We start from the raw sequence: 21,814 nt of genomic DNA, 5'->3' as shown, positions 1-21,814 counted from the left end.
CCGAGAGGAACCCATGACCACGGTCGACCCCATCTCCGGCACCATCCCGCCCTCCGGAGTGCAGACGGGCAGCACGACGCCCCCGACCGAGCGCAAGAAGACGCTCGACTCGGAGGTCTTCCTGAAACTCCTGGTGACGCAGCTGACCAATCAGGATCCGAGCTCGCCCATGAACACCAACGAGATGATCTCGCAGACCACCCAGCTGGCCTCGATGGAGCAGCTCACCGCGCTCACGGCGACCTCGACCGAGAGCTTCGCGCTCAGCATGCGCCAGACGGCCGCCGCGCTGATCGGCCACGAAGCGCAGTACGTCGATGAGAAGGGCGTCACGCAGAAGGGCATCGTCACCTCGGTCTCCTACGCCGGCGCTGTCCCGCTCGTCACCATCGGCGACGCATCCATCCCTCTCGACGCCGTCTCCGGCGTCTCCCTCGCTCCCCGTTCGCAGTCCTGACCAGTCCCTTCCAGAAAGGCATCACCATGCTCCGCTCTCTGTTCGCAGGTATCTCGGGTCTGCGTTCGCACCAGACCATGCTCGACGTCACCGGCAACAACATCGCCAACGTCAACACCACCGGCTTCAAGGCCTCGGCCGTGCAGTTCCAGGATTCGCTCTCGCAGCTCGTGCGCAACTCGATGATGCCGCAGCAGGCCGTCGGCGGTCAGAACCCCGCCCAGGTCGGTCTCGGCGTGCAGGTCGCCGGCATCAGCACGAACTTCGCCTCCGGGGCGCCGCAGCCCACCGGTGTGCCGACCAACCTCATGATCGCGGGCGACGGCTTCTTCGTTGTCCGCTCGGGCGGCGAGACCCTGTACACCCGCAACGGCGGGTTCTCGTTCGACGCCAGCGGCAAGCTGGTCTCGGCAGACGGCGCGCTCGTGCAGGGCTGGACGGCCCAGAACGGAGTGATCGTCCCCGGTCAGGGCATCGGCGACATCCGGCTGCCTGTCGGCGCGCTGAGCCCCGCCACCGCGACCACCACCGCCCGCGTCACCGGCAACCTGCCCTCCGGGGCAGCGGTCGGCGAGCAGCTGGTGCGCGACATCAAGACCTACGACGCCGAGGGTACGGCCACGTCGCTGCGCCTCACCTTCACCCGCACCGCCACGGGCTGGAGCGTCACCGAGCCGGGCGGCACGAACACCGCTCTCACGTTCACCGACGGCAAGCAGGCGGCGGCCTCCTCCATCGTCTCCGGCGGTGTCACGGTCGACCTCTCCGCCGTCACCGGGTTCGCGGATGTCAGCGACGTCGCGATCAAGGAGCAGAACGGCAAGCCGGCCGGCACGCTGAGCTCGTACGCGCTGATGAACGACGGCAGCCTCGTCGGCACCTTCAGCAACGGCGACACCGAGGTGCTCGCCCGCGTCGCCCTGGCAGGCTTCGTCAACCCGGGAGGACTCGAGAAGGCCGGCTCCTCTCAGTACCGCCCGAGCGGCAACTCCGGCGAGCCGACGCTCGGGCAGGCGGGCACCGACGGCCTGGGCGGCATCATCAGCGGCGCGCTCGAGATGTCCAACGTCGACCTGTCGCAGGAGTTCACCAACCTGATCGTCGCGCAGCGCGGCTTCCAGGCGAACGCCCGCATCATCACCACCAGCGACGAGGTGCTGCAGGAGCTCACGAACCTGAAGCGCTGAGCCGTGGGGCGGCGCGGCGGCGCGTGAGATCACGAGCCGCCGCGCCGTCACCTGTGGTCAGAGCAGTTCGCTCACCAGCTGCTCGATGCGCACCCGGATGTCGTCGCGGATCGGCCGCACGGCGTCGATCCCCTGGCCGGCCGGGTCGTCGAGCTTCCAGTCCTCGTAGCGCTTGCCGGGGAAGAACGGGCACGCGTCGCCGCAGCCCATCGTGATCACCACATCCGACGCCTGCACGGCCTCGGTCGTGAGCACCTTGGGCTGCTCGGCGGTGATGTCGATACCGAGCTCCGCCATGGCTTCCACAGCGGTGGGGTTGATCTGGTCGGCGGGCATGGAGCCGGCGGAGCGGACCTCGATGCGGTCGCCCGCGATGTCGCGAAGGAATCCGGCGGCCATCTGGGAGCGTCCGGCGTTGTGCACGCAGACGAAGAGGACGGAGGGCGTGGTGGTCGTGTCGGTCATGGAGACTCCTGGTGAGAGATGTGGTCAGGGAAGAAGGTCGTCGACGAGTGCGCGCACGCGTGCGGCGATGTCGTCGCGGATGGCTTCGACGCCCTCCCGCGAAGCGAGGGCGGGATCACCGACGGCCCAGTCGTCGTAGCGGACGCCGGGGATGATCGGGCAGACGTCGCCGCACCCCATGGTGATGACGACGTCGGCCGCACGCACGGCGTCGTCGGTGAGGGGCTTCGGGAAGCGCTCGGCGGCCAGGTCGCCTTCGATCTCCGCGAGGATCGAGCGGACGTGCGGGTGGATGACGTCGGCGGGGGCCGATCCTGCCGAGCGAGCCACGACCTTGCCGGCCGCCAGCTTGTTGACGAGCGCGGCGGCGAGCTGCGAACGCCCCGCGTTGGCGACGCAGACGAAGAGCACCTGCGGGACCGCGGCATCGCGATCGCGGGTGAGGTCGGCGAGGCGTTGACGCGCGAAGCGCTCCGTGAGCGGCACGAGAGCGGAGGTGACGCGGGCGCTGCGCGCGAGCGCGGTGTAGGACTCGCGGACGGTCGTGAGCACGACGTCGGAATCCAGCTCCGGAACCTCCGCGGCAAGCTCCTGGGCGAGACGGGTGACGCGCGCGTCGAAGTCGGGGCGCCGCCCCTCGTCGTCGGCGGAGACGCTCCAGGGCGCGACCGTCGCGGGTGCGAACGAGTCCAGCAATGCCGTGACCGCGCGGCGCCGGCCCGGGGTGATCCGGTACCAGACCCAGGTTCCTCGCCGCTCGGAAGTGAGGACATCGACGTCTTTGAGCACCTTGAGGTGGTGAGACACGGTCGGCTGCGACACCTCGGCGAGCTCGGCGAGGTCGCACACGCACGATTCTCCGCGCGGGTCGGACGCGATGGCCGACAGCATCCGCAGCCGCAGCGGATCCGACAGAGCCTTCAACGTCGCAGCAACCGAGGAGGCAGCCTCCTGCCCGATCGCATGCGTCGCGACGGGACTGCAGGTGTCGTCTGCGGTCGTCGGGGTGACATTCATGACGAGATCCTCTCAGCGGTGTACGGGTCGGTGTGGAACCAGCGCCGGGCGGCCCAGAGCGAGACATAGACGAGTCCGACGAGAACAGGGACTTCGATCAGCGGGCCCACGACCCCGGCGAGGGCCTGGCCGGATGTCGCACCGAACGTGCCGATCGCGACGGCGATCGCGAGCTCGAAGTTGTTGCCGGCGGCGGTGAACGCCAGGGTCGACGACCGTGCGTATCCGAGGCCGAGCGCCTTGCCGGTGAACAGGCCGACGAACCACATGATCGCGAAGTACGCCAGCAGCGGGAGTGCGATCCGGGCGACATCCCACGGACGACTCGTGACCTGCTCACCCTGCAGGGCGAACAGCAGCACGATGGTGAACAGCAGGCCGTAGAGCGCCCAGGGGCCGATCCTCGGGAGGAAGCTGTCTTCGTACCAGTCGCGTCCCTTCGCACGCTCCCCGATGAAGCGGGAGGCGAAACCCGCGACGAGGGGGATGCCGAGGAAGATCAGGACATTGAGCGCGATCTGCCAGATCGAGATCTCCAGTCCTTGGGAGTCGAGACCTAGCCAGCCGGGCAGAACCGTCAGATAGAACCAGCCGAGCAGCGAAAAGGCGACGACCTGGAAGACCGAGTTGATGGCGACGAGCACGGCCGCGGCCTCGCGGTCGCCGCAGGCGAGGTCGTTCCAGATGACGACCATGGCGATGCAGCGCGCGAGCCCCACGATGATGAGGCCCGTGCGGTATTCGGGCAGGTCGGGCAGGAACGCCCACGCGAGGGCGAACATCAGCGCAGGGCCCACGAGCCAGTTGAGCGCCAGCGACGAGAGCAGCAGCTTCTTGTCGCCGGTGACGGCGGCGACCTTGTCGTAGCGGACCTTCGCGAGCACCGGGTACATCATCACCAGCAGGCCGAGGGCGATCGGGATCGAGATCCCACCGACCTCGAGGCGGGCCAGGAGGTCGGAGACGCCGGGGATGAAGCGGCCGATGACGATGCCGCCGATCATGGCCAGGCCGATCCAGAGCGGCAGCCACCGGTCGAGGGTCGACAGGCGGCGCGCGGAAGGTGCGGTGGTGGGTACGGTTGCGGTGCTCATGCGAGGAGCGCCTCCCGCTTCTCGGCGATGACGGGCTCTGCCTCGTCGAGAGCCGCGAGGTAGTGCTGCGCATCCTGCGCTGCAGCACATCCGGTGCCTGCGGCGGTGATCGCCTGGCGGTAGGTGTGGTCGACCAGATCACCGGCGGCGAAGACTCCCGACACGTTCGTGCGAGTGGAGGGGTGCTCGACGAGCACGTAGCCGTCGGCATCCGTGTCGACGAGTCCGGCGACGATCTCGGAGCGCGGATCGTGCCCGATGGCGACGAAGACTCCCGTGGCCGGCAGCTTCCGCTCGGCACCGGTCACGGTGTCGCGCAGTGTCACCGCCTCCACCTTCTCCGCACCGATGAGGCCTGCCACCTCGCTGTTCCACGCGATCTCGATCTTGGGGTGGTCGAGCACGCGCTGCGCCATGATCTTCGAGGCCCTGAACTCACCCCGACGGTGCACGACGGTGACCTTCGAGGCGAAGCGGGTGAGGAACAGCGCCTCCTCCATCGCAGAATCCCCGCCGCCGACGACGACGATCTCCTGCTCGCGGAAGAAGAAGCCGTCGCAGGTGGCGCACCACGAGACGCCGCGGCCGGTGAGTCTCTCCTCATCCGCGATGCCGAGTTTCCGGTAGGCGGAGCCCATCGTCAGGATGACGGCGCGAGCGAGGAAGGTCTCACCGGAGCCGGTCTCCACGGTCTTGAGGGGGCCGTCGAGGTCGACCAGGACTGCGTCGTCGAGAAGGATGCGGGCCCCGAAGCGCTCCGCCTGCGCGCGCATCGACTCCATCAGCTCGGGCCCCTGCACGCCATCGACGAACCCGGGGAAGTTCTCGACCTCGGTCGTGGTCATCAGCGCGCCGCCCGCGGTCACGGACCCGGCGAGCACCACGGGCGCAAGACCCGCCCGCGCGGCGTACACGGCCGCGGTGTAGCCCGCGGGGCCGGAACCGATGATGACCAGCTCAACCTGTTGAATCGACATGTGTCTATATTGACACTCATCGATATCAACGGCAATCGTTGCCGGAAGAGTTCACCTGTTCGTCACCTGGCGCACACAGGCATCGCCCGCCCCGCCCTCAGCCGACGACGACGGGCCGCGCACCGATCTGAAGCGTGGAGGGGGCGGCGCAGCAGCTGCCCGCGCTGTCATCGAAGCCGCCGGCCCCTCCGCACACCCCGGTGTCCGGAAGCCTGAGTTCGCGGCGATCAGCTGCCTCGTGATCGCCGGCGAGGTGAGCGGCGACACTGCGCACCTGCTCGAAGCCCGTCAGCGCGAGGAAGGTCGGCGCCCGACCGTAGGACTTCGCGCCGACGATGAAGAATCCTCGCTCCGGCTGCACGAGCTCACGCGCCCCGGTCGCACCCACGGATCCGCAGGAGTGGATGTTCGGATCGATCTCGGATGCGATACCGGCGACGGCTTCGAGCGTGGGATCCAGGTCGGTCCGGAGCTCGCGCAGCATCTGCAGGTCAGGCCGGAAACCCGTGAGCGCGAACATGCGCCCGACGCCCCTGACGACGCGCCCGTCTTCGGCGATGACCGTCAGCCCTTCGGCCTCCTGCCGGAACTCGGCGACGCGGAATCCGGTCACCAGGTCGACGACTCCGTCGTCGATCACCTTTCGTGCGCGAGAGCCGAGAGCCGCGCGCTCCGGCAGTTCGTCGCCGGCACCGCCACCGAACACGTTCGCGGCGCTCCCCCGGCGCAGCATCCACGTCACCCGTGTTCCCGGGGCGCGCCGTGCCAGCTCGCTCAGGCGCAGCACGGCATGCGTGGCGGAGTGCCCGGCCCCCACGACGACGACGTGCGAACCCGCGAGTTCCGAGACATCGGCCGGGATCCGATAGGAGATCGCACCGGCCGCCGCGGCCTCTCCGAGAGCCGGGAAGCCATCGGCCCCGGCCGGGTTGGGAAGACCCCAGGTGCCGCTCGCGTCGATCACGGCGCGAGCGAGGAGTCGGGATTCCCGACCATCGGCGTCGACCGTATGCACGACGAACGGCTGGCTCCTGCGCCCTCCCTCGACGACCTTGTCGCGTCCCTGACGTGCGACTCCTGTGACTGTCGTCGCGTACCGGATCCGCTCGCCCAGAACCTCCGCGAGCGGCGCGAGGTAGCCGCTCACCCACTCCGCCCCCGTGGGATACCCCGCCGCGGGTGCGGTCCAACCGGTCGGCTCGAGAACGCGACGCGCGGCCGCGTCCGTGAGCTCCGGCCACGACGAGAAGAGGCGCACGTGACCCCACTCGGATACGGCGGCCGCGGGACCACGGCCGCGCTCGACGACGACCACGTCCTCCTCGCGTTCGACGAGATGCGCCGCGGCGGCGAGGCCTTGGGGGCCGGCTCCGATGACGACGACGGGAAGCTCAGACATCACATCTCCTCGGATTGAGAATCTTCAATATGAAGACTGTCTCCCACCTATCGAAGATTGTCAATACGTGACAGGATGGGCGAGTGACCCTGCCGACGACGATCGAAGCCCGCACCTGCTGCGTCCCTCCTGTCAGCGCGACCATGACCGTCGAGGATGCGGAGCGCGTCGCCCGGGTGTTCAAGGCGCTGGGAGACCCCACTCGGGTCAGACTGTTGTCCCTCATCGCCGCCGGGTCCGGCGGTGAGGCCTGCATCTGCGACCTGACCGAGCCCGTCGGCCTCTCGCAGGGGACGGTCTCCCATCACATGAAGCTTCTGACCGAAGCCGGTCTGGTCACGCGAGAGCAGCGCGGCAAGTGGGCGTACTTCGCGCTGAACGCCGACGCGATGGAGGCCGCAGCCGACGCGCTCCGCGCGGTCTGAGCACCACCGCACCACCGCAGGTCGTGCCCCGCGACCTATCCGAGCTCCCGGAGCTCCGACGTCATCTCTCCCCCGGCATCGCCCGTGTTGACGGTGCCCTTCGGCTCGAACAGGATCGCCTGCACCTCCTCGTCGGCTCGCGGGCAGTGCTCGACACCCTTCGGAACGACGAAGACGTCGTTCGGCCCCAGCACCACATCACGATCGCGCAACTGGATCGTCAGACGCCCGTGCACCACCATGAAGAGCTCGTCGGTGTCGGGATGGGTGTGCCAGACGAACTCTCCGAGCAGCTTCACGACCTTGACGTCGTAGTCGTTGACGCTGGCCAGCCGGTGCGGCTGCCAATGCTCGGTCATGGTCGCCAGCGCCACCTGCACATTCCGCACATCTTCGTTCACATCGTCAGCTTAGGACGCCCGACTTCGCCGGTACTGTCGTCTCTGGGAGAAAGGAGGCGGTCATGAACGCGGTCGATGCTGTCGGAATGATCGCCGAGATCCTCTCATGGGTCGGACTCGGTGTCGGGCTCCCGCTGCTCACGATCGTGCTGCTGGTGAAGGTGCACGACGGTCCCTGGCTGCCCCACGAGGTCGTCATCCTCGAGGAGGAGGACGGCCGGGCGCGCGCCCGCTGGTTCACCGCCGGCGACTTCTGGGAGCGGCCGCTCCGGGCGGAGGAGTCCGTCCATTGGCGTGGCAGGGAGGACGCCGACGCGTTCATCAGCGCCCGACACCCGCGCCTGATGAGGTTCGAACCCCGACGCCCCCTCCTCCATGCGCTCCAGGTGCTCGGGATCACCCTGGCCGGCGTCGGCGCGGCCGCGGTCGCCGTGTCGATCATCCTGCTGTTCGTCGGCTGAGGCACAGCGCCCGCGAAACGCGATCCCGGGGGAGGATGGAGACATGCCCGACTCTCCCCTCGCCTCCCGGCCCTGGCTCGATTCCTACGCGGAGGGCGTCCCCGCCCAGATCGAGGATCCGTCGCAGACCTTGCCGGAGATGCTGTCGGCGAGCGTGAAGGCCTTCGGTCGACGCCCGGCGCTGGACTTCTTCGGAGCGGTGACCACGTACCGGGAACTCGGAGAGCAGGTCGAGCGCGCCGCTGAGGGCCTGCGCCGGCTCGGGGTCGGTGCCGGCGACCGCGTCGCTCTGGTGCTGCCGAACTGCCCGCAGCACGTCGTCGCGTTCTACGCGATCCTCCGACTGGGTGCGATCGTGGTCGAGCACAACCCGCTCTACACCGCGCGCGAACTGCGACACCAGTTCGAGGATCACGGCGCACGCGTCGCCATCGTGTGGGACAAGGCCGTCGACACGATCGCCGGATTCCCCACCGACGTCAGGGTCGAGCACATCGTGAGCGTCGACATCACCGCGGCGATGCCGCTGTCGAAGCGCCTCGCCCTGCGACTGCCCCTGCCCCGGGCGCGCGAGGCCCGCGCGAAGCTCACTGGCACCCCGAAGGCGCGGCACCTCGTCACCTGGAAGAGCCTCGCCGATCACCGGCGGATCTCGCGGCGGGTGCCGGCGCCGACACTCGACGACATCGCCCTGTTGCAGTACACGAGCGGAACGACGGGCGTCCCGAAGGGAGCGATCCTCACGCACGCGAACCTCCGCGCCAACGCGATGCAGGGACGAGCGTGGGTGCCGGGACTCGTCGACGGCGAGGAGACGTTCTACGGTGTGCTGCCGCTGTTCCACGCGTACGGGATGACGCTGTGCCTCACCTTCGCGATGAGCATCGGGGCCCGGCTCGTGCTCTTTCCCGCGTTCGATCTGGGACTGGTCACAGCGGCGGCGCGCTCGACGCCTCCCACCTTCCTTCCCGCTGTGCCGCCGATCTATGATGCTCTCGCCCGCGCAGCCTCTCGGGGGACCATCGACCTCTCGACCGTGCGCTTCGCGATCTCCGGAGCGATGAGTCTTCCGGTGGCCACCGTGAAGCGCTGGGAGGAGGCGACGGGCGGTCTGCTCGTGGAGGGCTACGGCATGACCGAGAGCTCGCCGGTCGCGCTCGGCAATCCGATGGGTCCCACCCGCCGTCCCGGCACCGTCGGCGTGCCCTTTCCGAGCACGGAGATCCGCGTCGTCGACCCCGCTGACCCGACGGTCGACGTGCCCTCCGGGGAACCCGGCGAACTCCTCATCCGCGGCCCGCAGGTCTTCCAGGGGTACTGGGGGCGGCCCGGCGAGACGGCCGACGCTCTGCTGCCGGACGGCTGGCTCCGATCGGGCGACATCGCCCAGGTCTCCTCGGACGGGTTCGTGAGCATCGTCGACCGCCTGAAGGAGCTCATCATCACCGGCGGCTTCAACGTGTCGCCGAGCGAGGTGGAAGACGCCCTCATCGCGCACCCCGATGTCGTGGCCGCCGCGGTCGTGGGTCTTCCGCGACCTCATGGCGGGGAAGAGGTCGCCGCCGCCGTCGTGCTCCGCGACGGCGCTGCTCTCGACGTGGACGCGCTGCGCGACTTCTGCCGCACCCGGCTCACCCCGTACAAGGTGCCGCGCCGCATCACCGCCGTCGACGACCTCCCCCGCTCCCTCATCGGCAAGGTGCTGCGTCGACAGGTGCGAGACCAGCTCCTCGCCGAGCGCTGATCGTCCTCCCTCACGGGATCCTCCGCCAGGGGCACGACTAACGGCTGACGACCTCCAGCCGACAGTCACCTCCGACAGCCCAGGACGGGCCGTCGGGTCCGCGCTCCCCGGAACGCGGACGGATCTTTCCAGGATGGAGCCCATGATCGTCCTCACGCGCCTGAACCGTTCGCGGTTCGCGGTGAACCCCGACCTGATCGAACGTGTCCAGGCGACGCCGGACACGACGCTCATCATGGTCGACGGTGCGACCTTCGTGGTCACCGAGACGATGGATGACGTGATCGCGCAGATCACCCGGTTCCGCGCCGGAGTGCTCGCCACGGCCGCCGCTCTGATCAGCACCGCCGGAACGGATTCAGACGCCCCCGCTTCCGAGGTCGGTCTCTGATGGATCCGTCTCTCATCCTCGGACTGGTCCTCGCGTTCGGCGCCCTGATCGCCATGATCAACCTCGAAGGCGCGACCATCGGATCGCTGCTGATCCCCGCCCCGATGGTGCTGGTCTTCGGAGCCACGATCGCCGTCGGCATCGCGAGCGGTACTGTGCGCGATGCGCTGCATGCGGTCAAGTCGCTCCCCCGCGCCTTCCGCGGCGAGCGCCGCACCGCGTCGAGCATGATCGACACGGTGGTCGGCTACGCCGAGAAGGCGCGCGCCGAAGGGCTCCTCGCCCTCGAGCAGGGACTCGAGGACGAGAAGGACCCGTTCCTGCGCCAGGCACTGCAGAGCATCGCCGACGGCACCGACGCCGAAGACCTGCGAACGCTGCTGGAGGATGAGCTCACCTCGACCGCCGCCCGCAACCGCACCGCCTCACGCTTCTACATGACACTCGGCGGCTTCGCGCCCACGGTCGGCATCATCGGCACCGTCGTCTCCCTCACGCACGTGCTGGAGAAGCTCGACAAGCCCGACACGCTCGGTCCCATGATCGCGACAGCATTCGTCGCGACGCTGTGGGGTCTACTCTCGGCCAACTTCATCTGGCTGCCCATCGGCGGACGCCTCCAGCGTCTCGGCGAGCTCGAGCTCGAACGCATGACCGTGCTCATGGAGGGCATGCTCGCGATCCAGGCCGGCGCCCCGCCGCAGTTCGTCGGAGAACGCCTGCGAGCCCTCGTGTCCGAGCGCTCCTCCGCCCGCTCTGGCCGTCGCGCCCGCACCCAAGCAGCCGAGGAGACGGAGCAGGCGTCATGAGCGTCCGTGCCCGTCGCCGCGTGCCGCAGGAGGAGCACAGCGGTCCGGATGAGCGGTGGATGGCGTCGTACATGGACATGGTGACCGTGCTGATGTGCATGTTCATCGTGCTGTTCGCGATGTCCACGGTCGACCAGGAGAAGTTCGAGGCTCTCAGCGCCTCCCTCGCCACCGGCTTCGGGCAGGAGCCGTCGGATGAGATCGACGCCACCACGGGTGTGGTCGTGCCACCGGAGCTGGTCGATGAGAAGGGCGAGGACTTCGCCGACGTCGACCTCGCCGCGGCGCAGACCGAGTTCGACGAGCTGTCGGCCCTGCGGGAGCGGCTGCGTCAGGTCCTCGCCGAGAACGGGCTCGAAGCCGACGTCACCTTCACCATCGACGAGCGCGGCCTCACGATCGGCCTCGTGAGCGCCGAGACCTTCTTCACCACGAACAGCACGACGCTCAGCTCGACGGCCGTCCTGGTCCTGGACGCGCTCGGCTCGGTGCTGGTCACCACCACCAACGAGATCTCGGTCGAGGGCCACGCCGACGTACGCGGATCGGTCGCGCCGTACCCCACCAACTGGGAGCTGTCGGCCGGACGCTCCACGCAGGTGCTGCGGCATCTCGTCGAGACCTCGGGGCTTCCGCCGGCGCACCTGAAGTCGGTCGGCTTCGGCGACACTCGCCCGATCGCAGCGGGTGACGCTCCCGAGGCGCTGGCCCAGAACAGACGGGTCGACATCGTCGTGCTCTCCGACGCGAACGAGGAGGTGCGCGCGCTCATCCCCCAGGCACAGGCGGGAAAGCCGTCCTCCTGAACCGCCTCTCGCCTAACGCACGCCGATCACCGCCCGATAGTCGGGTTCGTGGTGATCGAGGACAGCGTGCGCTCCGAAGCGCGCGCAGGGACGGTGGAGAGGACCGCCGAAGTCGAGGTGTACGACTTCGGCCGTTCGGCGACCCTCTCGCGTGAGCACACCCGTGCCCTGGAACTGGCTTTCGAGACGTTCTCCCGGCAGTGGTCTGCGCAGCTGTCGGCGAAGATCCACGTGCGTGCCACCATCGCGGTCGAGCACGTCGGGATGATGACCTACGGCGAGTACGCCGAGTCCCTGCCGACCACGACCACCATGATCGTGTGCGCGCTTCCGGATTCGGAAGAGCGTCTCATCGTGCAGCTGCCGACATCGGCCGCGACCGCCTGGATCGTGCAGATGGTGGGCGGACGGGTATCCGCCGCGTCCGAGGAGCGCACCTTCACCCCGATCGAGCAGGCGCTGATCCGCTCGCTCATCGTCGATGCGATCGACCATCTCACCGGAGCGCTCGACGGGCTGCTCCCGACCGGGGTCTCCTTCAGCGGCATCCAGTACAGCTCGCAGTTCGCCCAGGTCGCGGCCTCCGGAGAGCCCGTCATCGTCGCGCGCTTCTCGATGCGCCTCGCCGGTCGCACGGTGCCGACCAGTGTGATGCTGCCGGCCTCCGTGCTCGCCGGTTTCACCGTGCGCCCCTCCGAGGACGAGCGCACAGCCGCCCCTGCCCGGATCCGTCGTCAGGTCGATGTCGCCCCCGTCGAGCTCGCGCTGCGCCTCGCACCCCGCGCCGTGCTGCCTCGTGAGGTGCTGGATCTGTCCGTCGGCGACGTGATCGCGTTCCCGCACTCCGCCGACCGACCGATGACCCTCGTCGTCGGTGATCAGACCGTCGCCACGGCGGCCGTCGGCACCGCAGGCGCACGACTGGCCTGCGTCGTGACCACCATCGTCCCCGATCCCGCTTTCGCCGAGGAGCCCGCGTGACCAGCACCACCACCTACGAGTCCGCCGTCGCCGCCGCGTTCGCCGCGTCGCTGCCGACGGCCTCTCCTCTCGTCGCGCGCGCCTCGCAGGTCTCAGGAGACACCGGCGACGCCCTGATCGTGCCGTTCGTGGGCGAGGCGAGCGCGCACCTGGCGGTGCAGCTGTTCGAGCCCGAGATCCTGGTCGACGGACTCGGCGGCACACCCCTGGCCGACCGCCTGCGCGACGCCCTCGAGACCGCGACCAGCGCACTGGGTTCCGGCGCCCTCGGTGAGGCGACGACCGGCGACGCCTCCGCGCTCTTCGCCGATCCGGCTGTGCAGCTCTTCGATCTGCAGGACGATGCCGGTCACACGGTCGGCCGCCTCGCCGTCGTCGTCACGCGCGCGCCGGCGGGCGCCTCCCACTCCTCGCGCCGACTGCACCGCATCGCGGGCGTGGAGATGGAGCTCACGGTCGAGATCGGACGCACCAGGATGGCGGTGCGCGACGTGCTCGATCTGGAACCAGGGCGCATCGTCGAGCTCGACCGCTCCGCCGGCGCCCCCGCCGATATCAAGCTCAACGGACGCATCATCGCGCACGGTGAGGTCGTCGTCGTCGACCAGGACTATGCGGTGCGCATCACCCGCATCCTCGAGAACGTCCAGGCCTGACCCTGGACGACCTCCTGCTCGGCCTGCGGGTCGTGCTCTCGCTCGCCGCAGTGCTCGGGGTGTTGTGGTTCCTCCAGCGCCGCGTCGCACGCACGCAGGCGCGTCGTCGGGACAGCGAGGCGATCACGGTGCTCGGACGCCAGGGGGTCGGTCCGAAGGCGCAGATCGTCGTGATCCAGACGGCGGATGCCCGGTACGTGCTCGGTGTCACCGAGCACGGCGTGAACGTCGTCGACCGTCTGCCGGTCGTGCCCACGGAGGAGCAGGACGACCCCGCGCTTCCGACGTGGTCGGCGGCGAGCGCCGAAGCAGCGTCAGACGCCGAGGAGTTCGACCGGATCCTCGCGGCCACCGCCCTGACCGCGTCGGCGACCGTCTCACCCGCGTCCCCGACGCCGCAGCGTCGGGTGCGGCACCGCAACGATCCGCTGCGCGGCTCCATCCTCTCCCCTGAAACCTGGCGGCAGACCGCCGAGGCCATCCGGCGCACCCGATGAGCGTCGCCCGCGTGATCGGCGACGCTCGCGCGCTGCGACGGATCGCCCTGCTCCTCACCGCGGCGCTCGCGCTGGTCGTCGTCATCACGCTCCTCACCGGCACGGCCGCCCAGGCACAGGTGACCCCGGACGACCAGGGCGAGGGCGTCACGATCGACATCAACGGCATCGACGGCGGCCCCTCGGGCTCCATCCTGACCCTGCTGGGCATCACGCTGCTCTCGGTCGCCCCGGCGCTCCTGCTGATGATGTCGTCGTTCACGAAGATCTTCGTGGTGCTGGCGATGACCAGGAACGCCCTCTCGCTGCCGACCATCCCCCCGAACCAGGTGCTGGCCGGTCTCTCCCTCTTCCTGTCGCTGTTCATCATGTGGCCGGTGCTGACCGAGATCAACACGGTCGCGGTGCAGCCCTACATCGACGGCGGCCTCACCTTCACGCAGGCGATCGACGTGGGCCAGCTCCCGCTGCAGGAGTGGATGCTGCGCTTCACGCGCGAGGAGGACCTCGCCCTGATGACCCGGATGGCGGGTCAGCCCAACCCCGAGGATCCCTCGAGCGTCCCGATGTACACCCTCATCCCCGCGTTCATGATCTCCGAGCTGCGGGCCGCGTTCATCATCGGCTTCGTGATCTTCATCCCGTTCCTGGTCATCGATCTCGTCGTGGCCGCGGCGCTGATGTCGATGGGCATGATGATGCTCCCGCCCGTCATGATCTCGCTCCCGTTCAAGATCCTGCTGTTCATCCTCGTCGACGGTTGGGGGCTCATCATCCGGGCACTCCTGGAGAGTTACGGAGGGGTCGGATGAGTCCCGAAGCCGTCATCGACATCGGCACGCAGGGGTTGATCATCGCGGCGAAGCTCGCCGCGCCCGTGCTGGTCACCGCCCTCGTGGTGGGCTTCGCCATCTCGCTGCTGCAGTCCATCACCCAAGTGCAGGAGGTGACGCTGTCGTTCGTGCCGAAGATCGTCGCCGTGGGCATCGCGCTGCTGATCGCCGGCAACTGGATGATCGCGGAGATGATCGCCTTCACGAACGAGATGTTCGCCCGTATCCCCTCGCTGCTGAGCGGATGACCCCGTGTACATCCCGATCGACTTCGCCTGGCTGGAGGCCACGATGCTCGCCGCCGTGCGCATCACGGCGTTCATCATGATCGCTCCGCCGTTCTCCTACGGGGCGATTCCGGCGCGGGTGAAGGCGATGCTCGCGATCGGCCTCTCCCTCGCGGTGGGCACGGCCGTCGCTCCCGGCTACGAGAACCTCGACACCGGGCCGTTCCTCGGCGCCCTGGTGCTGCAGCTGGTCACCGGCGCCCTGCTCGGGTTCCTCGTGCTGCTGTGCTTCTCGGCGCTGCAGGCCGCCGGAAGCCTGATCGACGTGTTCGGCGGGTTCCAGCTCGCTCAGGCGTTCGACCCGCATTCGCTCGTGAACGGCGCCCAGTTCACCAGGCTCTTCCATCTGACCGCGCTGACGCTGCTGTTCGCCTCCGGCGGGTACCAGCTGATCCTGGCCGGGCTCGCCCGCAGCTTCGAGGCCGTGCCGGTCGACGGCATGTTCTCGGCGGCAGGACCGGCCGAGCTCCTCGTCGGCGGGGTCTCCCAGATGGTGCTCGCGGCCGTGCAGATCGCGGGGCCGCTGGTGCTCGTGCTGTTCCTCGCCGACGTCGGGCTCGGACTCATCACCCGCGTCGCCCCGGCCCTGAACGCGTTCGCGATGGGCTTCCCGGTGAAGATCCTGCTGACGCTGCTGCTCGCCGGCGCCGTGTACGCCGTGCTCCCCGGCATCGTCGATGCCCTCGCCGCGCAGGCGCTGCGCATGATGCAGGGGGTGCACCAGTGAGCGGCACCGACAGCGGCGAACGCAGTGAGAAGGCGACCGACAAGCACCTCGGCGAGGCCCGCAAGAAGGGACGCCTCTCCCGCAGCCAGGACCTCACCGCCTGGCTGGGAATCGGTGCGGCGGCGGTCACCATGCCTGCGGCCATCGCCCTGGGCGCATCGGCCGGCAGCGAGCAGATGCTCACTCTGACCTCTCTGGTCGATGCCCCGACGCCGCAGGCCGCACTCGCAGCCCTCGATCGCGGCCTCGCCTCCGTGCTCCCGACGATCACCGTGATGCTGGCCGCCGTCGCGATCGTCACCCTGCTCGGAGCCGTCGTCCAGGGCGGCGTGCACCTGAAACCGCTCACCGGCCGCTTCGAGCAGTTCAACCTCGTCAGCGGCATGCGCCGGGTGTTCGGCATGCAGGCCCTCTGGGAGGGCGCCAAGGCGCTCATGAAGACCGCGGCCATCGGCATCGCGCTGTGGTTCGTGATCGCCAGCCTGATGCCCGTGCTGACGGCGAGTGGCGCGCACTCGATCTCCCGCCTGCTCGGCACCGCGAGTGAGGGCACCGCCGCCCTGCTGCAGACCGCGATCGGCGTCGGGCTCGCCCTCGCCGCGATCGACATGTTCGTGGTGATGCGACGCAACCGCAAGCACACGCGCATGACCAAGCGCGAGATCCGCGACGAGAGCAAGAACTCCGAAGGCGACCCGCTGATCCGCCAGCAGCGACGCTCGCGGCAGCTCGCCGTCAGCCGCAACCGGATGATCGCCGCGGTCGCCGGCTCCGATGTCGTCGTGGTCAATCCGACCCACATCGCGGTCGCACTGCGGTACGAGCCGGGTCGTGCCGCCCCCAAGGTGGTCGCCAAGGGCAGCGGTGTGATCGCGGAACGCATCCGTGACGAGGCCGTGCGCGCCGGCGTGCCGCTCGTGCGCGAGATCACCCTGGCCCGGGCCCTGCACGCCGCCTGCGAGCTCGGCCAGGAGATCCCCGAAGACCTGTACAACGCCGTGGCGCGCGTGCTCGTGTTCGTCGACTCGCTGCGACGACGCGGAGCCGCGCGCGGCATCCACTCCCTTCCCTACCGGAGGACCGCATGAGACAGCTGATGACCAAGCTGATGGTGCCGATCGGAGTCGTGGGCATCATCATGCTCCTGGTCGTGCCGGTGCCGCCGTTCCTGCTCGACATCCTCATCATCCTGAACATCATGTTCGCGCTGGTGATCCTGCTCACGTCGATGTTCGTGAAGAAGCCGCTGGACTTCTCGGTGTTCCCGTCGCTCCTGCTCGTGGCGACCCTGTTCCGGCTCGGACTCAACGTCGCCTCGACCCGTCTCGTGCTCGGGGAGGCGTATGCGGGGCAGGTGATCGAGGCGTTCGGCGCGATCGCCGTCGGCGGCTCTCTCATCATCGGCGCTGTCGTCTTCCTCATCCTCGTCGTCATCCAGTTCGTCGTCGTGACCAAGGGAGCCGAGCGCGTGGCCGAGGTCGGCGCGCGGTTCACGCTCGATGCCATGCCCGGCAAGCAGATGGCGATCGACGCCGACCTCAACGCCGGACTCATCACCGACGCCGAGGCCCGAGAGCGCCGCGCCGAGGTGGCGGCCGAAGCCGACTTCTACGGCGCGATGGACGGTGCGTCGAAGTTCGTGAAGGGCGACGCGATCGCCGGTCTCGTCATCATCATCATCAACGTCGTCGGCGGCATCGCGATCGGCATCGTGCAGCACGGGATGACCATCGACGAAGCGGTGAGCACCTACAGCCTGCTCACGATCGGCGACGGGCTCGTGACGCAGATCCCCGCCCTGCTCATGGCCGTCTCCACCGGCATGATCGTCACCCGCTCCACGGCTGAGGTGGAGATGGGCACGGCGGCGTCGGCCCAGCTCGGCCAGTCCCGCAACGCGCTGATCATCGCCGGATGCGCCGCGATCATCATGTCGCTCATCCCGCACATGCCGATGCTGCCGTTCGTCGCGATCGGGGCGCTGCTCCTGCTCATCGCGCAGCGCATCAAGGCGACCCAGAAGCGGGAGGAGGCCGCCGCGGCCGCGCAGAGCCCTTCGAGCGTCCCGACCGACCAACCGGAGGAGCTCATCGAGAAGATGCGTGTGCATCCACTCGAGATCCTGCTCGCCCCCGACATCGTCGACATGGTCACCGGGGGCCCCGACGACCTGCTCGCGCGTGTGAAGGCCCTCCGGCGCCGGATCGCCCTCGATCTCGGCCTCATCACGCCGCCGGTGCGCACCCGCGACAGCATCGAGCTGCCGCAGGCGACCTACGTCATCCGCATCGCCGGGGTCGAGACCGGCCGCGGCACCGCACCGGCGGGGTCCGTGCTCGCGCTCGGTCAGGGCCTGGACACCCTCCCCGGCACCGCGACGCTCGACCCGGTCTTCGGGCTCGAGGGCAAGTGGATCCCCATGGAGATGCGCCACAGCGCCGAGTTCTCCGGCGCCACGGTGATCGACCGTGCGAGCGTGATCATCACGCATCTGTCCAGCGTGATCCACGCCCACGCCGCACGCCTGCTGAGCCGCGAGGACGTGCGCCAGCTCACCGATGCCCTCAAGCAGGTCTCCCCCGCCGCGGTCGAGGAGCTCACACCGGCGCTGCTGTCGTTGGCCGAGGTCCAACGCGTGCTGCAGGGACTCCTCGCGGAACGCGTGCCGATCAACGACCTCGGTCGCATCTACGAGGCGCTCGCACTGCGCGCCAGGGCCTCCACCGACCCCGAGGGCCTGATCGAGGCCGCCCGAGCCGCGCTCGGTCCCGCGATCGCCGCCCGGTTCGCAGACGCCGGCACGCTGCGTGTGGTGATGATCAATCCGCTGCTGGAGCAGGCGATGCTCGAGAGCCTGCGTCCGGGCGACGAGGGCAGTCAGATCGTGTTCGACCCGCAGCGCATGGAAGCCGTGGTCGAATCGGTGAAGCAGGCCGTGTCCTCGGTGCGCGAGGGCGGCGAGCCGGTGCTGGTGTGCGCGCCGTCTCTGCGGCCGGCCGTGCGACGCCTCGTCTCGGCGCAGACGGACGGCCTTCCCGTGCTCTCCTACACCGAGGCGACCGCCGCCGCCCTCACGATCGAGACGGTCGGGGTCGTGCGGGACATCCCCGCTCCTGCGGTCGGCGTCGTCCCCGCAGCACTAGGCTGAACGAATGCTGGTTTTGACGAGGCGGATCGGTGAGAGCGTGCGCATCGACGGCGACATCGAGATCACGCTGCTCGAGATCAAGGGCGACAGCGTGCGGATCGGTGTGAAGGCGCCCCGCGAGACGCGCATCCAGCGCACCGAGATCATCGAGGCCGTCGTCGCCGAGAACGTGTCCGCCGCTGCCGAGACCGATGCCGGTGCGGAAGAGGCCATCGCCGCTGCCCTCGCTCGGGGCCGGGAAGCCCGACCCTCCTAGTCGAAGGTCGACCTCAGGCGGATGCCAGGTCCGCCACCGTGGCCCGCTTCCATTGGTCGCCGCCGGCAGCTCGCGCCCTGTCCGCCGCACCGCCCGCCGCGGTGACGAGGGCGTCATAGTCGTAGCCGAACACCGATGCGGTCGCCCAGCCGATGCTCGCCGACGACCGGATGCCCCTCACCGCGGTCTCGGTGTCGATCACCGAGATGCGCGTCAGGATCTCGCGCAGATGATGGCGAACCGACTCGTCGCTGCCGCGGATGATGACCATCGCACGGCCGTCGGCGACCCGATCGGCATCGGCCGACGCCGGCAGGGTCTCCTCGATGTCCTGGTGGAAGCGATCGACGATGAGGGCGAACGCCGCCCCCGTCGACGCCTCACGGAGGTCGGCGGGATCGTCCAGCCGGATGTCGAGGATCGACCATGGCTGGTCGCTCTGCGCCTCGGCCTTGCGCAGCCGTCGACGCGCGCGTTCGGCGATGTCACCCTCAGCGTCCTTCTTCTGCTCCGATCGCACCAGCAGCACCAGCGTGAATGCCGCACAGGTGCTGACCACGACGGTGCCGACGGCATTGAGACCCCGCAGTGCGCTCAGCTGGGCCTCGGTGCCGGCACCACCGGAGATCAGTGCGATCGCGGCGCTCACGAGCGCGACCACCACGAAGCCGCACGAGGCGAGAGCCAGCGGCAGCACGATGTCCCTGACGGCTGATCCGTCGCGCAGCAGCTCGTAGGCCACCAGGCCTGCGAAGACGGCGCTGCCGAGGAAGACGAGCTGGAACGCGGGCATGTACCAGCCGGTGCCGGCCGTGGCCACCAGGAGAGTGGGAGAGGCCAGGACGAACAGGACGATCGGCCACCGACGGGCCCGCCGCCCGAAGTGCATCCGCAGACCGATCCAGACCAGAGGTTCGAAGCACAGCAGGAGTGCGGACGCCGCCCCTCGCAGCATCGCGACGTCCGTCTGCTGGCCGGCGAGCCAGAGGTAGGCCCCGAGCATCCCCAGGCCGAAGGCGCCGCCCCAAGCGACCGTCGCCCTGCTCGGACGGGCGAGCGTGCCGAGCCCCACGACCATGACCGTGAGCACCGTGACCACGGCCACCATGCTGGTGGTGATGTCGACGTTGACGGGAACGAGAGGGTTCACGCCTGTACCTCCTCGGGGGAACGCGGCGGGAATCGAAGTATCACGCGGGTGCCGATCCCCCGCTCGCTCGAGACGTCGATGCTGCCTTCGTGCGCAGCCACGATCTCCCGCACGATCCCCATACCCAACCCTGTGCCGCTGATGCCGGCGCGCACCGCCCGCTCCGCGCGGAAGTACGGCTCGAACACCCGTGACAGCTCCTCCGGCGTCATCCCGAACCCGTTGTCGATGATCGAGACCTCCGCCTGACCGGTGGCGGCCGTGTCGATCGCGACGTCGATGCGCCCGCCGGCCGGGGTGTACTTGGCCGCGTTGCTGAGGAGGTTGTCCAGCACCTGTCGCAGCCGGAAGGGATCGCCGGAGATCACGAGGCTCGTCGCTCCTGCGATGACCAGCTCCTGCCGGTTGCCAGAGAAGACCGGTGCATACGAGGCTGCGGCCTCGTCGACGACCTCGCGCAGGTCCACGGGGGCGAACGGCTCCTGCGCGCTGCGGCTCGTCTGCTGGAGGATGCTCGCGACCAGGTCCTGCATGCGCTCGCCCGCGTGCGCGATGATGTCCAGCTGCGCCGGCACGCGCCCGGGGAGGTCTTCGCGCTCACGGAGCAGGTCGACGTGCCCGATGATCGCCGTGAGCGGATTGCGCAGCTCATGGGAGACCACGGCGTTGAAGGCGCGCCGCTCCTCATCGGCCTCGAGCAGGGCCGTCACGTCGTCGATCACGACGAGCGTGATGTCCTCCCCCTCGCCCGCACTGGCCATCGACTGCGTGCTCACCTCGAGTGCACGCCACTGCCCCCTGCCGTCGAACAGCCATACCCTCTCGGCCTGCAGCTGCTCCCCGCTGGCGGCCCTGGACAGCGAGGTGCGCGAGGGCGGCAGCGCGGTGCCGCGCCGCGCGTCGTACTCGACGGAGGCCGAGGGCAGCGCCGCGCCGAAGCGGTCGCGCCCGTAGAGCGCACGGTAGGCGTCGTTCATCTGGAGGACGCGCCCACCCGTGCTCACGACCACGAGCGCGACCCTCAGCGCATCGACGATCTGGACGACCCGTCGCTGATTGGCCTCGGCCCGCTCAGCCGCACGATTGACCTGCTCTGAACGACGCTGCAGCAGCCGTCGCGCGGCGCGGGAGCGCTGTGAGCCGATGCGGATCGTCACCCCGAGGAAGCCCAGCGTGATCACGAGAGTGAGCAGCCGCAGCAGGATGTCGGCCGGCGCGCCGCTGTGATCCGCGAACGCCACGAGGGTGGCGCTGATGAAGGCGATGCCGCCGAGCACCCACGGCAACGTGAAGTAGGTGGCCAGCCAGACGACGGGGAAGACCCAGAGGAAGCCGAGCCTGATGTCGGGGGCGTTGGTGGTGAGCCCCACGGCGAGCGCATCCAGAAGCGGCACGGCCGTCGCCGCGGTGCGCGGGAGTCGATGCCACGGCACGGCCAGGGTCGCGACCGTGGTCACGATCACGAGGCCGACGCCAGCGACGACGAGGGGGTTCGCGAAGGTCTGGGGCTTGAAGGCCGTGATCATGACGACGATCGCCACGATGCTGGCGGTGAAGACGAGCTGCCAGCGCCAGATAGACACCGTGCGGACCATCAGTGCCCACCCTCCCGTTCGAACCTCAGCTTTGCCGCAAGATTACTCAAA

General features: G+C 69.2%; 25 protein-coding genes. 17 read left to right on the top strand and 8 right to left on the bottom strand.

Translation table 11 applies throughout. The features are described from left to right. Positions 1 to 13 precede the first annotated feature (13 nt). The gene (locus F6W70_RS14035) at positions 14 to 457 is read left to right on the top strand and encodes a flagellar hook assembly protein FlgD (RefSeq protein WP_055870313.1); all 444 of its coding nucleotides are present in this window, start codon (positions 14 to 16) and stop codon (positions 455 to 457) included. 26 nt (positions 458 to 483) lie between these two features. Continuing rightward, positions 484 to 1,644 carry a flagellar hook protein FlgE gene (locus tag F6W70_RS14030; RefSeq protein WP_055870310.1) on the top strand — a complete coding sequence of 387 codons (1,161 nt, stop codon included), beginning with the start codon at positions 484 to 486 and terminating at the stop codon, positions 1,642 to 1,644. A 57-nt stretch (positions 1,645 to 1,701) separates the two neighbouring features. Here the strand turns inward: F6W70_RS14030 and F6W70_RS14025 are convergent, their stop codons facing one another. From F6W70_RS14025 to F6W70_RS14005, 5 genes are all read right to left on the bottom strand, one after another. Beyond that, complete coding sequence (locus F6W70_RS14025) at positions 1,702 to 2,109, bottom strand: arsenate reductase ArsC (RefSeq protein ID WP_151487056.1); 408 nt, start codon at positions 2,107 to 2,109, stop codon at positions 1,702 to 1,704. A 24-nt stretch (positions 2,110 to 2,133) separates the two neighbouring features. Further along, positions 2,134 to 3,126, bottom strand: a complete 993-nt coding sequence (locus tag F6W70_RS14020; RefSeq protein ID WP_055877324.1) for a metalloregulator ArsR/SmtB family transcription factor — start codon at positions 3,124 to 3,126, stop codon at positions 2,134 to 2,136. Continuing rightward, positions 3,123 to 4,220, bottom strand: a complete 1,098-nt coding sequence (gene arsB / locus F6W70_RS14015) for an ACR3 family arsenite efflux transporter (RefSeq protein ID WP_151487055.1) — start codon at positions 4,218 to 4,220, stop codon at positions 3,123 to 3,125. The genes F6W70_RS14020 and arsB overlap by 4 nt, the downstream gene beginning before the upstream one ends. Continuing rightward, a complete protein-coding gene (gene trxB / locus F6W70_RS14010) occupies positions 4,217 to 5,197 on the bottom strand; it encodes a thioredoxin-disulfide reductase (RefSeq protein WP_151487054.1) in 981 nt (326 codons plus the stop codon). The genes arsB and trxB overlap by 4 nt, the downstream gene beginning before the upstream one ends. 97 nt (positions 5,198 to 5,294) lie before the next feature. Then, positions 5,295 to 6,596, bottom strand: a complete 1,302-nt coding sequence (locus F6W70_RS14005) for an NAD(P)-binding domain-containing protein (RefSeq protein WP_151487053.1) — start codon at positions 6,594 to 6,596, stop codon at positions 5,295 to 5,297. A 143-nt stretch (positions 6,597 to 6,739) separates the two neighbouring features. Here F6W70_RS14005 and F6W70_RS14000 point away from each other — a divergent pair, with 143 nt between their 5' ends. Beyond that, the gene (locus F6W70_RS14000) at positions 6,740 to 7,021 is read left to right on the top strand and encodes an ArsR/SmtB family transcription factor (RefSeq protein ID WP_055871175.1); all 282 of its coding nucleotides are present in this window, start codon (positions 6,740 to 6,742) and stop codon (positions 7,019 to 7,021) included. Positions 7,022 to 7,056: 35 nt separating this feature from the next. Here the strand turns inward: F6W70_RS14000 and F6W70_RS13995 are convergent, their stop codons facing one another. Then, positions 7,057 to 7,422, bottom strand: coding sequence for a cupin domain-containing protein (locus F6W70_RS13995; protein WP_318278906.1), 366 nt, complete (start codon positions 7,420 to 7,422; stop codon positions 7,057 to 7,059). Between the two features lie 62 nt (positions 7,423 to 7,484). On the opposite strand from F6W70_RS13995, the gene F6W70_RS13990 reads away from it, so the two are divergent. The 14 genes from F6W70_RS13990 (at position 7,485) to csrA (ending at position 19,018) form a co-directional block, all read left to right on the top strand. Beyond that, positions 7,485 to 7,883, top strand: coding sequence for a hypothetical protein (locus F6W70_RS13990; protein WP_055870274.1), 399 nt, complete (start codon positions 7,485 to 7,487; stop codon positions 7,881 to 7,883). 43 nt (positions 7,884 to 7,926) lie between these two features. Beyond that, a complete protein-coding gene (locus F6W70_RS13985) occupies positions 7,927 to 9,627 on the top strand; it encodes a long-chain-fatty-acid--CoA ligase (protein WP_151487052.1) in 1,701 nt (566 codons plus the stop codon). Positions 9,628 to 9,769: 142 nt separating this feature from the next. Further along, positions 9,770 to 10,018 (top strand): flagellar FlbD family protein, encoded by a 249-nt coding sequence (locus F6W70_RS13980; RefSeq protein WP_151487051.1) that lies wholly within the window; start codon positions 9,770 to 9,772, stop codon positions 10,016 to 10,018. Beyond that, positions 10,018 to 10,827 (top strand): motility protein A, encoded by an 810-nt coding sequence (locus tag F6W70_RS13975; RefSeq protein ID WP_151487050.1) that lies wholly within the window; start codon positions 10,018 to 10,020, stop codon positions 10,825 to 10,827. The genes F6W70_RS13980 and F6W70_RS13975 overlap by 1 nt, the downstream gene beginning before the upstream one ends. Beyond that, the gene (locus tag F6W70_RS13970; protein ID WP_151487049.1) at positions 10,824 to 11,633 is read left to right on the top strand and encodes an OmpA/MotB family protein; all 810 of its coding nucleotides are present in this window, start codon (positions 10,824 to 10,826) and stop codon (positions 11,631 to 11,633) included. Before F6W70_RS13975 ends, F6W70_RS13970 begins: the two co-directional genes overlap by 4 nt. 48 nt (positions 11,634 to 11,681) lie before the next feature. Further along, positions 11,682 to 12,614: a flagellar motor switch protein FliM gene (locus tag F6W70_RS13965; RefSeq protein WP_151487048.1), complete on the top strand. Its 933-nt coding sequence runs from the start codon at positions 11,682 to 11,684 to the stop codon at positions 12,612 to 12,614. Next, complete coding sequence (gene fliN / locus F6W70_RS13960; protein WP_151487047.1) at positions 12,611 to 13,270, top strand: flagellar motor switch protein FliN; 660 nt, start codon at positions 12,611 to 12,613, stop codon at positions 13,268 to 13,270. Before F6W70_RS13965 ends, fliN begins: the two co-directional genes overlap by 4 nt. 32 nt (positions 13,271 to 13,302) lie before the next feature. Further along, positions 13,303 to 13,767: a FliO/MopB family protein gene (locus F6W70_RS13955; RefSeq protein ID WP_302791169.1), complete on the top strand. Its 465-nt coding sequence runs from the start codon at positions 13,303 to 13,305 to the stop codon at positions 13,765 to 13,767. Beyond that, positions 13,764 to 14,579: a flagellar type III secretion system pore protein FliP gene (fliP, locus tag F6W70_RS13950; RefSeq protein WP_151487045.1), complete on the top strand. Its 816-nt coding sequence runs from the start codon at positions 13,764 to 13,766 to the stop codon at positions 14,577 to 14,579. Before F6W70_RS13955 ends, fliP begins: the two co-directional genes overlap by 4 nt. Continuing rightward, a complete protein-coding gene (gene fliQ / locus F6W70_RS13945) occupies positions 14,576 to 14,848 on the top strand; it encodes a flagellar biosynthesis protein FliQ (protein ID WP_017828226.1) in 273 nt (90 codons plus the stop codon). The genes fliP and fliQ overlap by 4 nt, the downstream gene beginning before the upstream one ends. 4 nt (positions 14,849 to 14,852) lie before the next feature. After that, on the top strand, positions 14,853 to 15,614 hold the full coding sequence (locus tag F6W70_RS13940; RefSeq protein WP_151487044.1) for a flagellar biosynthetic protein FliR: 762 nt from the start codon (positions 14,853 to 14,855) through the stop codon (positions 15,612 to 15,614). Then, entirely contained in the window at positions 15,611 to 16,702 is a 1,092-nt protein-coding gene (locus F6W70_RS13935) for an EscU/YscU/HrcU family type III secretion system export apparatus switch protein (RefSeq protein WP_151487043.1), read from the top strand. The genes F6W70_RS13940 and F6W70_RS13935 overlap by 4 nt, the downstream gene beginning before the upstream one ends. After that, positions 16,699 to 18,762 carry a flagellar biosynthesis protein FlhA gene (locus F6W70_RS13930; protein ID WP_031205350.1) on the top strand — a complete coding sequence of 688 codons (2,064 nt, stop codon included), beginning with the start codon at positions 16,699 to 16,701 and terminating at the stop codon, positions 18,760 to 18,762. The genes F6W70_RS13935 and F6W70_RS13930 overlap by 4 nt, the downstream gene beginning before the upstream one ends. Positions 18,763 to 18,766: 4 nt before the next feature. Beyond that, complete coding sequence (gene csrA, locus F6W70_RS13925) at positions 18,767 to 19,018, top strand: carbon storage regulator CsrA (protein ID WP_055870247.1); 252 nt, start codon at positions 18,767 to 18,769, stop codon at positions 19,016 to 19,018. A 13-nt stretch (positions 19,019 to 19,031) separates the two neighbouring features. Here csrA and F6W70_RS13920 read toward each other — a convergent pair whose 3' ends face one another. Together F6W70_RS13920 and F6W70_RS13915 are read right to left on the bottom strand one after the other, a co-directional pair. Beyond that, on the bottom strand, positions 19,032 to 20,168 hold the full coding sequence (locus F6W70_RS13920; RefSeq protein ID WP_151487042.1) for a COX15/CtaA family protein: 1,137 nt from the start codon (positions 20,166 to 20,168) through the stop codon (positions 19,032 to 19,034). After that, entirely contained in the window at positions 20,165 to 21,763 is a 1,599-nt protein-coding gene (locus F6W70_RS13915) for a sensor histidine kinase (protein WP_151487041.1), read from the bottom strand. Before F6W70_RS13915 ends, F6W70_RS13920 begins: the two co-directional genes overlap by 4 nt. Positions 21,764 to 21,814: the final 51 nt, after the last annotated feature.

Source organism: Microbacterium maritypicum, from assembly GCF_008868125.1.
GTDB lineage: Bacteria > Actinomycetota > Actinomycetes > Actinomycetales > Microbacteriaceae > Microbacterium > Microbacterium maritypicum.
Note: the sequence above shows the minus strand (reverse complement) of the source record. Positions and strands in the feature narration are given on the sequence as shown.

Bases quoted from the DNA above. Each gene is read 5' to 3' on its own strand.
- F6W70_RS13980 (WP_151487051.1), top strand. From the start codon at position 9,770: ATGATCGTCCTCACGCGCCTGAACCGTTCGCGGTTCGCGGTGAACCCC.
- F6W70_RS13990 (WP_055870274.1), top strand. From the start codon at position 7,485: ATGAACGCGGTCGATGCTGTCGGAATGATCGCCGAGATCCTCTCATGG.
- fliP (WP_151487045.1), top strand. From the start codon at position 13,764: ATGAGCGTCGCCCGCGTGATCGGCGACGCTCGCGCGCTGCGACGGATC.
- F6W70_RS13975 (WP_151487050.1), top strand. From the start codon at position 10,018: ATGGATCCGTCTCTCATCCTCGGACTGGTCCTCGCGTTCGGCGCCCTG.
- F6W70_RS14035 (WP_055870313.1), top strand. From the start codon at position 14: ATGACCACGGTCGACCCCATCTCCGGCACCATCCCGCCCTCCGGAGTG.
- F6W70_RS14030 (WP_055870310.1), top strand. From the start codon at position 484: ATGCTCCGCTCTCTGTTCGCAGGTATCTCGGGTCTGCGTTCGCACCAG.
- F6W70_RS13970 (WP_151487049.1), top strand. From the start codon at position 10,824: ATGAGCGTCCGTGCCCGTCGCCGCGTGCCGCAGGAGGAGCACAGCGGT.
- F6W70_RS13915 (WP_151487041.1), bottom strand. From the start codon at position 21,763: ATGGTCCGCACGGTGTCTATCTGGCGCTGGCAGCTCGTCTTCACCGCC.
- F6W70_RS14000 (WP_055871175.1), top strand. From the start codon at position 6,740: ATGACCGTCGAGGATGCGGAGCGCGTCGCCCGGGTGTTCAAGGCGCTG.
- trxB (WP_151487054.1), bottom strand. From the start codon at position 5,197: ATGTCGATTCAACAGGTTGAGCTGGTCATCATCGGTTCCGGCCCCGCG.
- F6W70_RS13930 (WP_031205350.1), top strand. From the start codon at position 16,699: ATGAGACAGCTGATGACCAAGCTGATGGTGCCGATCGGAGTCGTGGGC.
- F6W70_RS13985 (WP_151487052.1), top strand. From the start codon at position 7,927: ATGCCCGACTCTCCCCTCGCCTCCCGGCCCTGGCTCGATTCCTACGCG.
- fliQ (WP_017828226.1), top strand. From the start codon at position 14,576: ATGAGTCCCGAAGCCGTCATCGACATCGGCACGCAGGGGTTGATCATC.
- arsB (WP_151487055.1), bottom strand. From the start codon at position 4,220: ATGAGCACCGCAACCGTACCCACCACCGCACCTTCCGCGCGCCGCCTG.
- csrA (WP_055870247.1), top strand. From the start codon at position 18,767: ATGCTGGTTTTGACGAGGCGGATCGGTGAGAGCGTGCGCATCGACGGC.
- F6W70_RS14025 (WP_151487056.1), bottom strand. From the start codon at position 2,109: ATGACCGACACGACCACCACGCCCTCCGTCCTCTTCGTCTGCGTGCAC.
- F6W70_RS14020 (WP_055877324.1), bottom strand. From the start codon at position 3,126: ATGAATGTCACCCCGACGACCGCAGACGACACCTGCAGTCCCGTCGCG.
- F6W70_RS14005 (WP_151487053.1), bottom strand. From the start codon at position 6,596: ATGTCTGAGCTTCCCGTCGTCGTCATCGGAGCCGGCCCCCAAGGCCTC.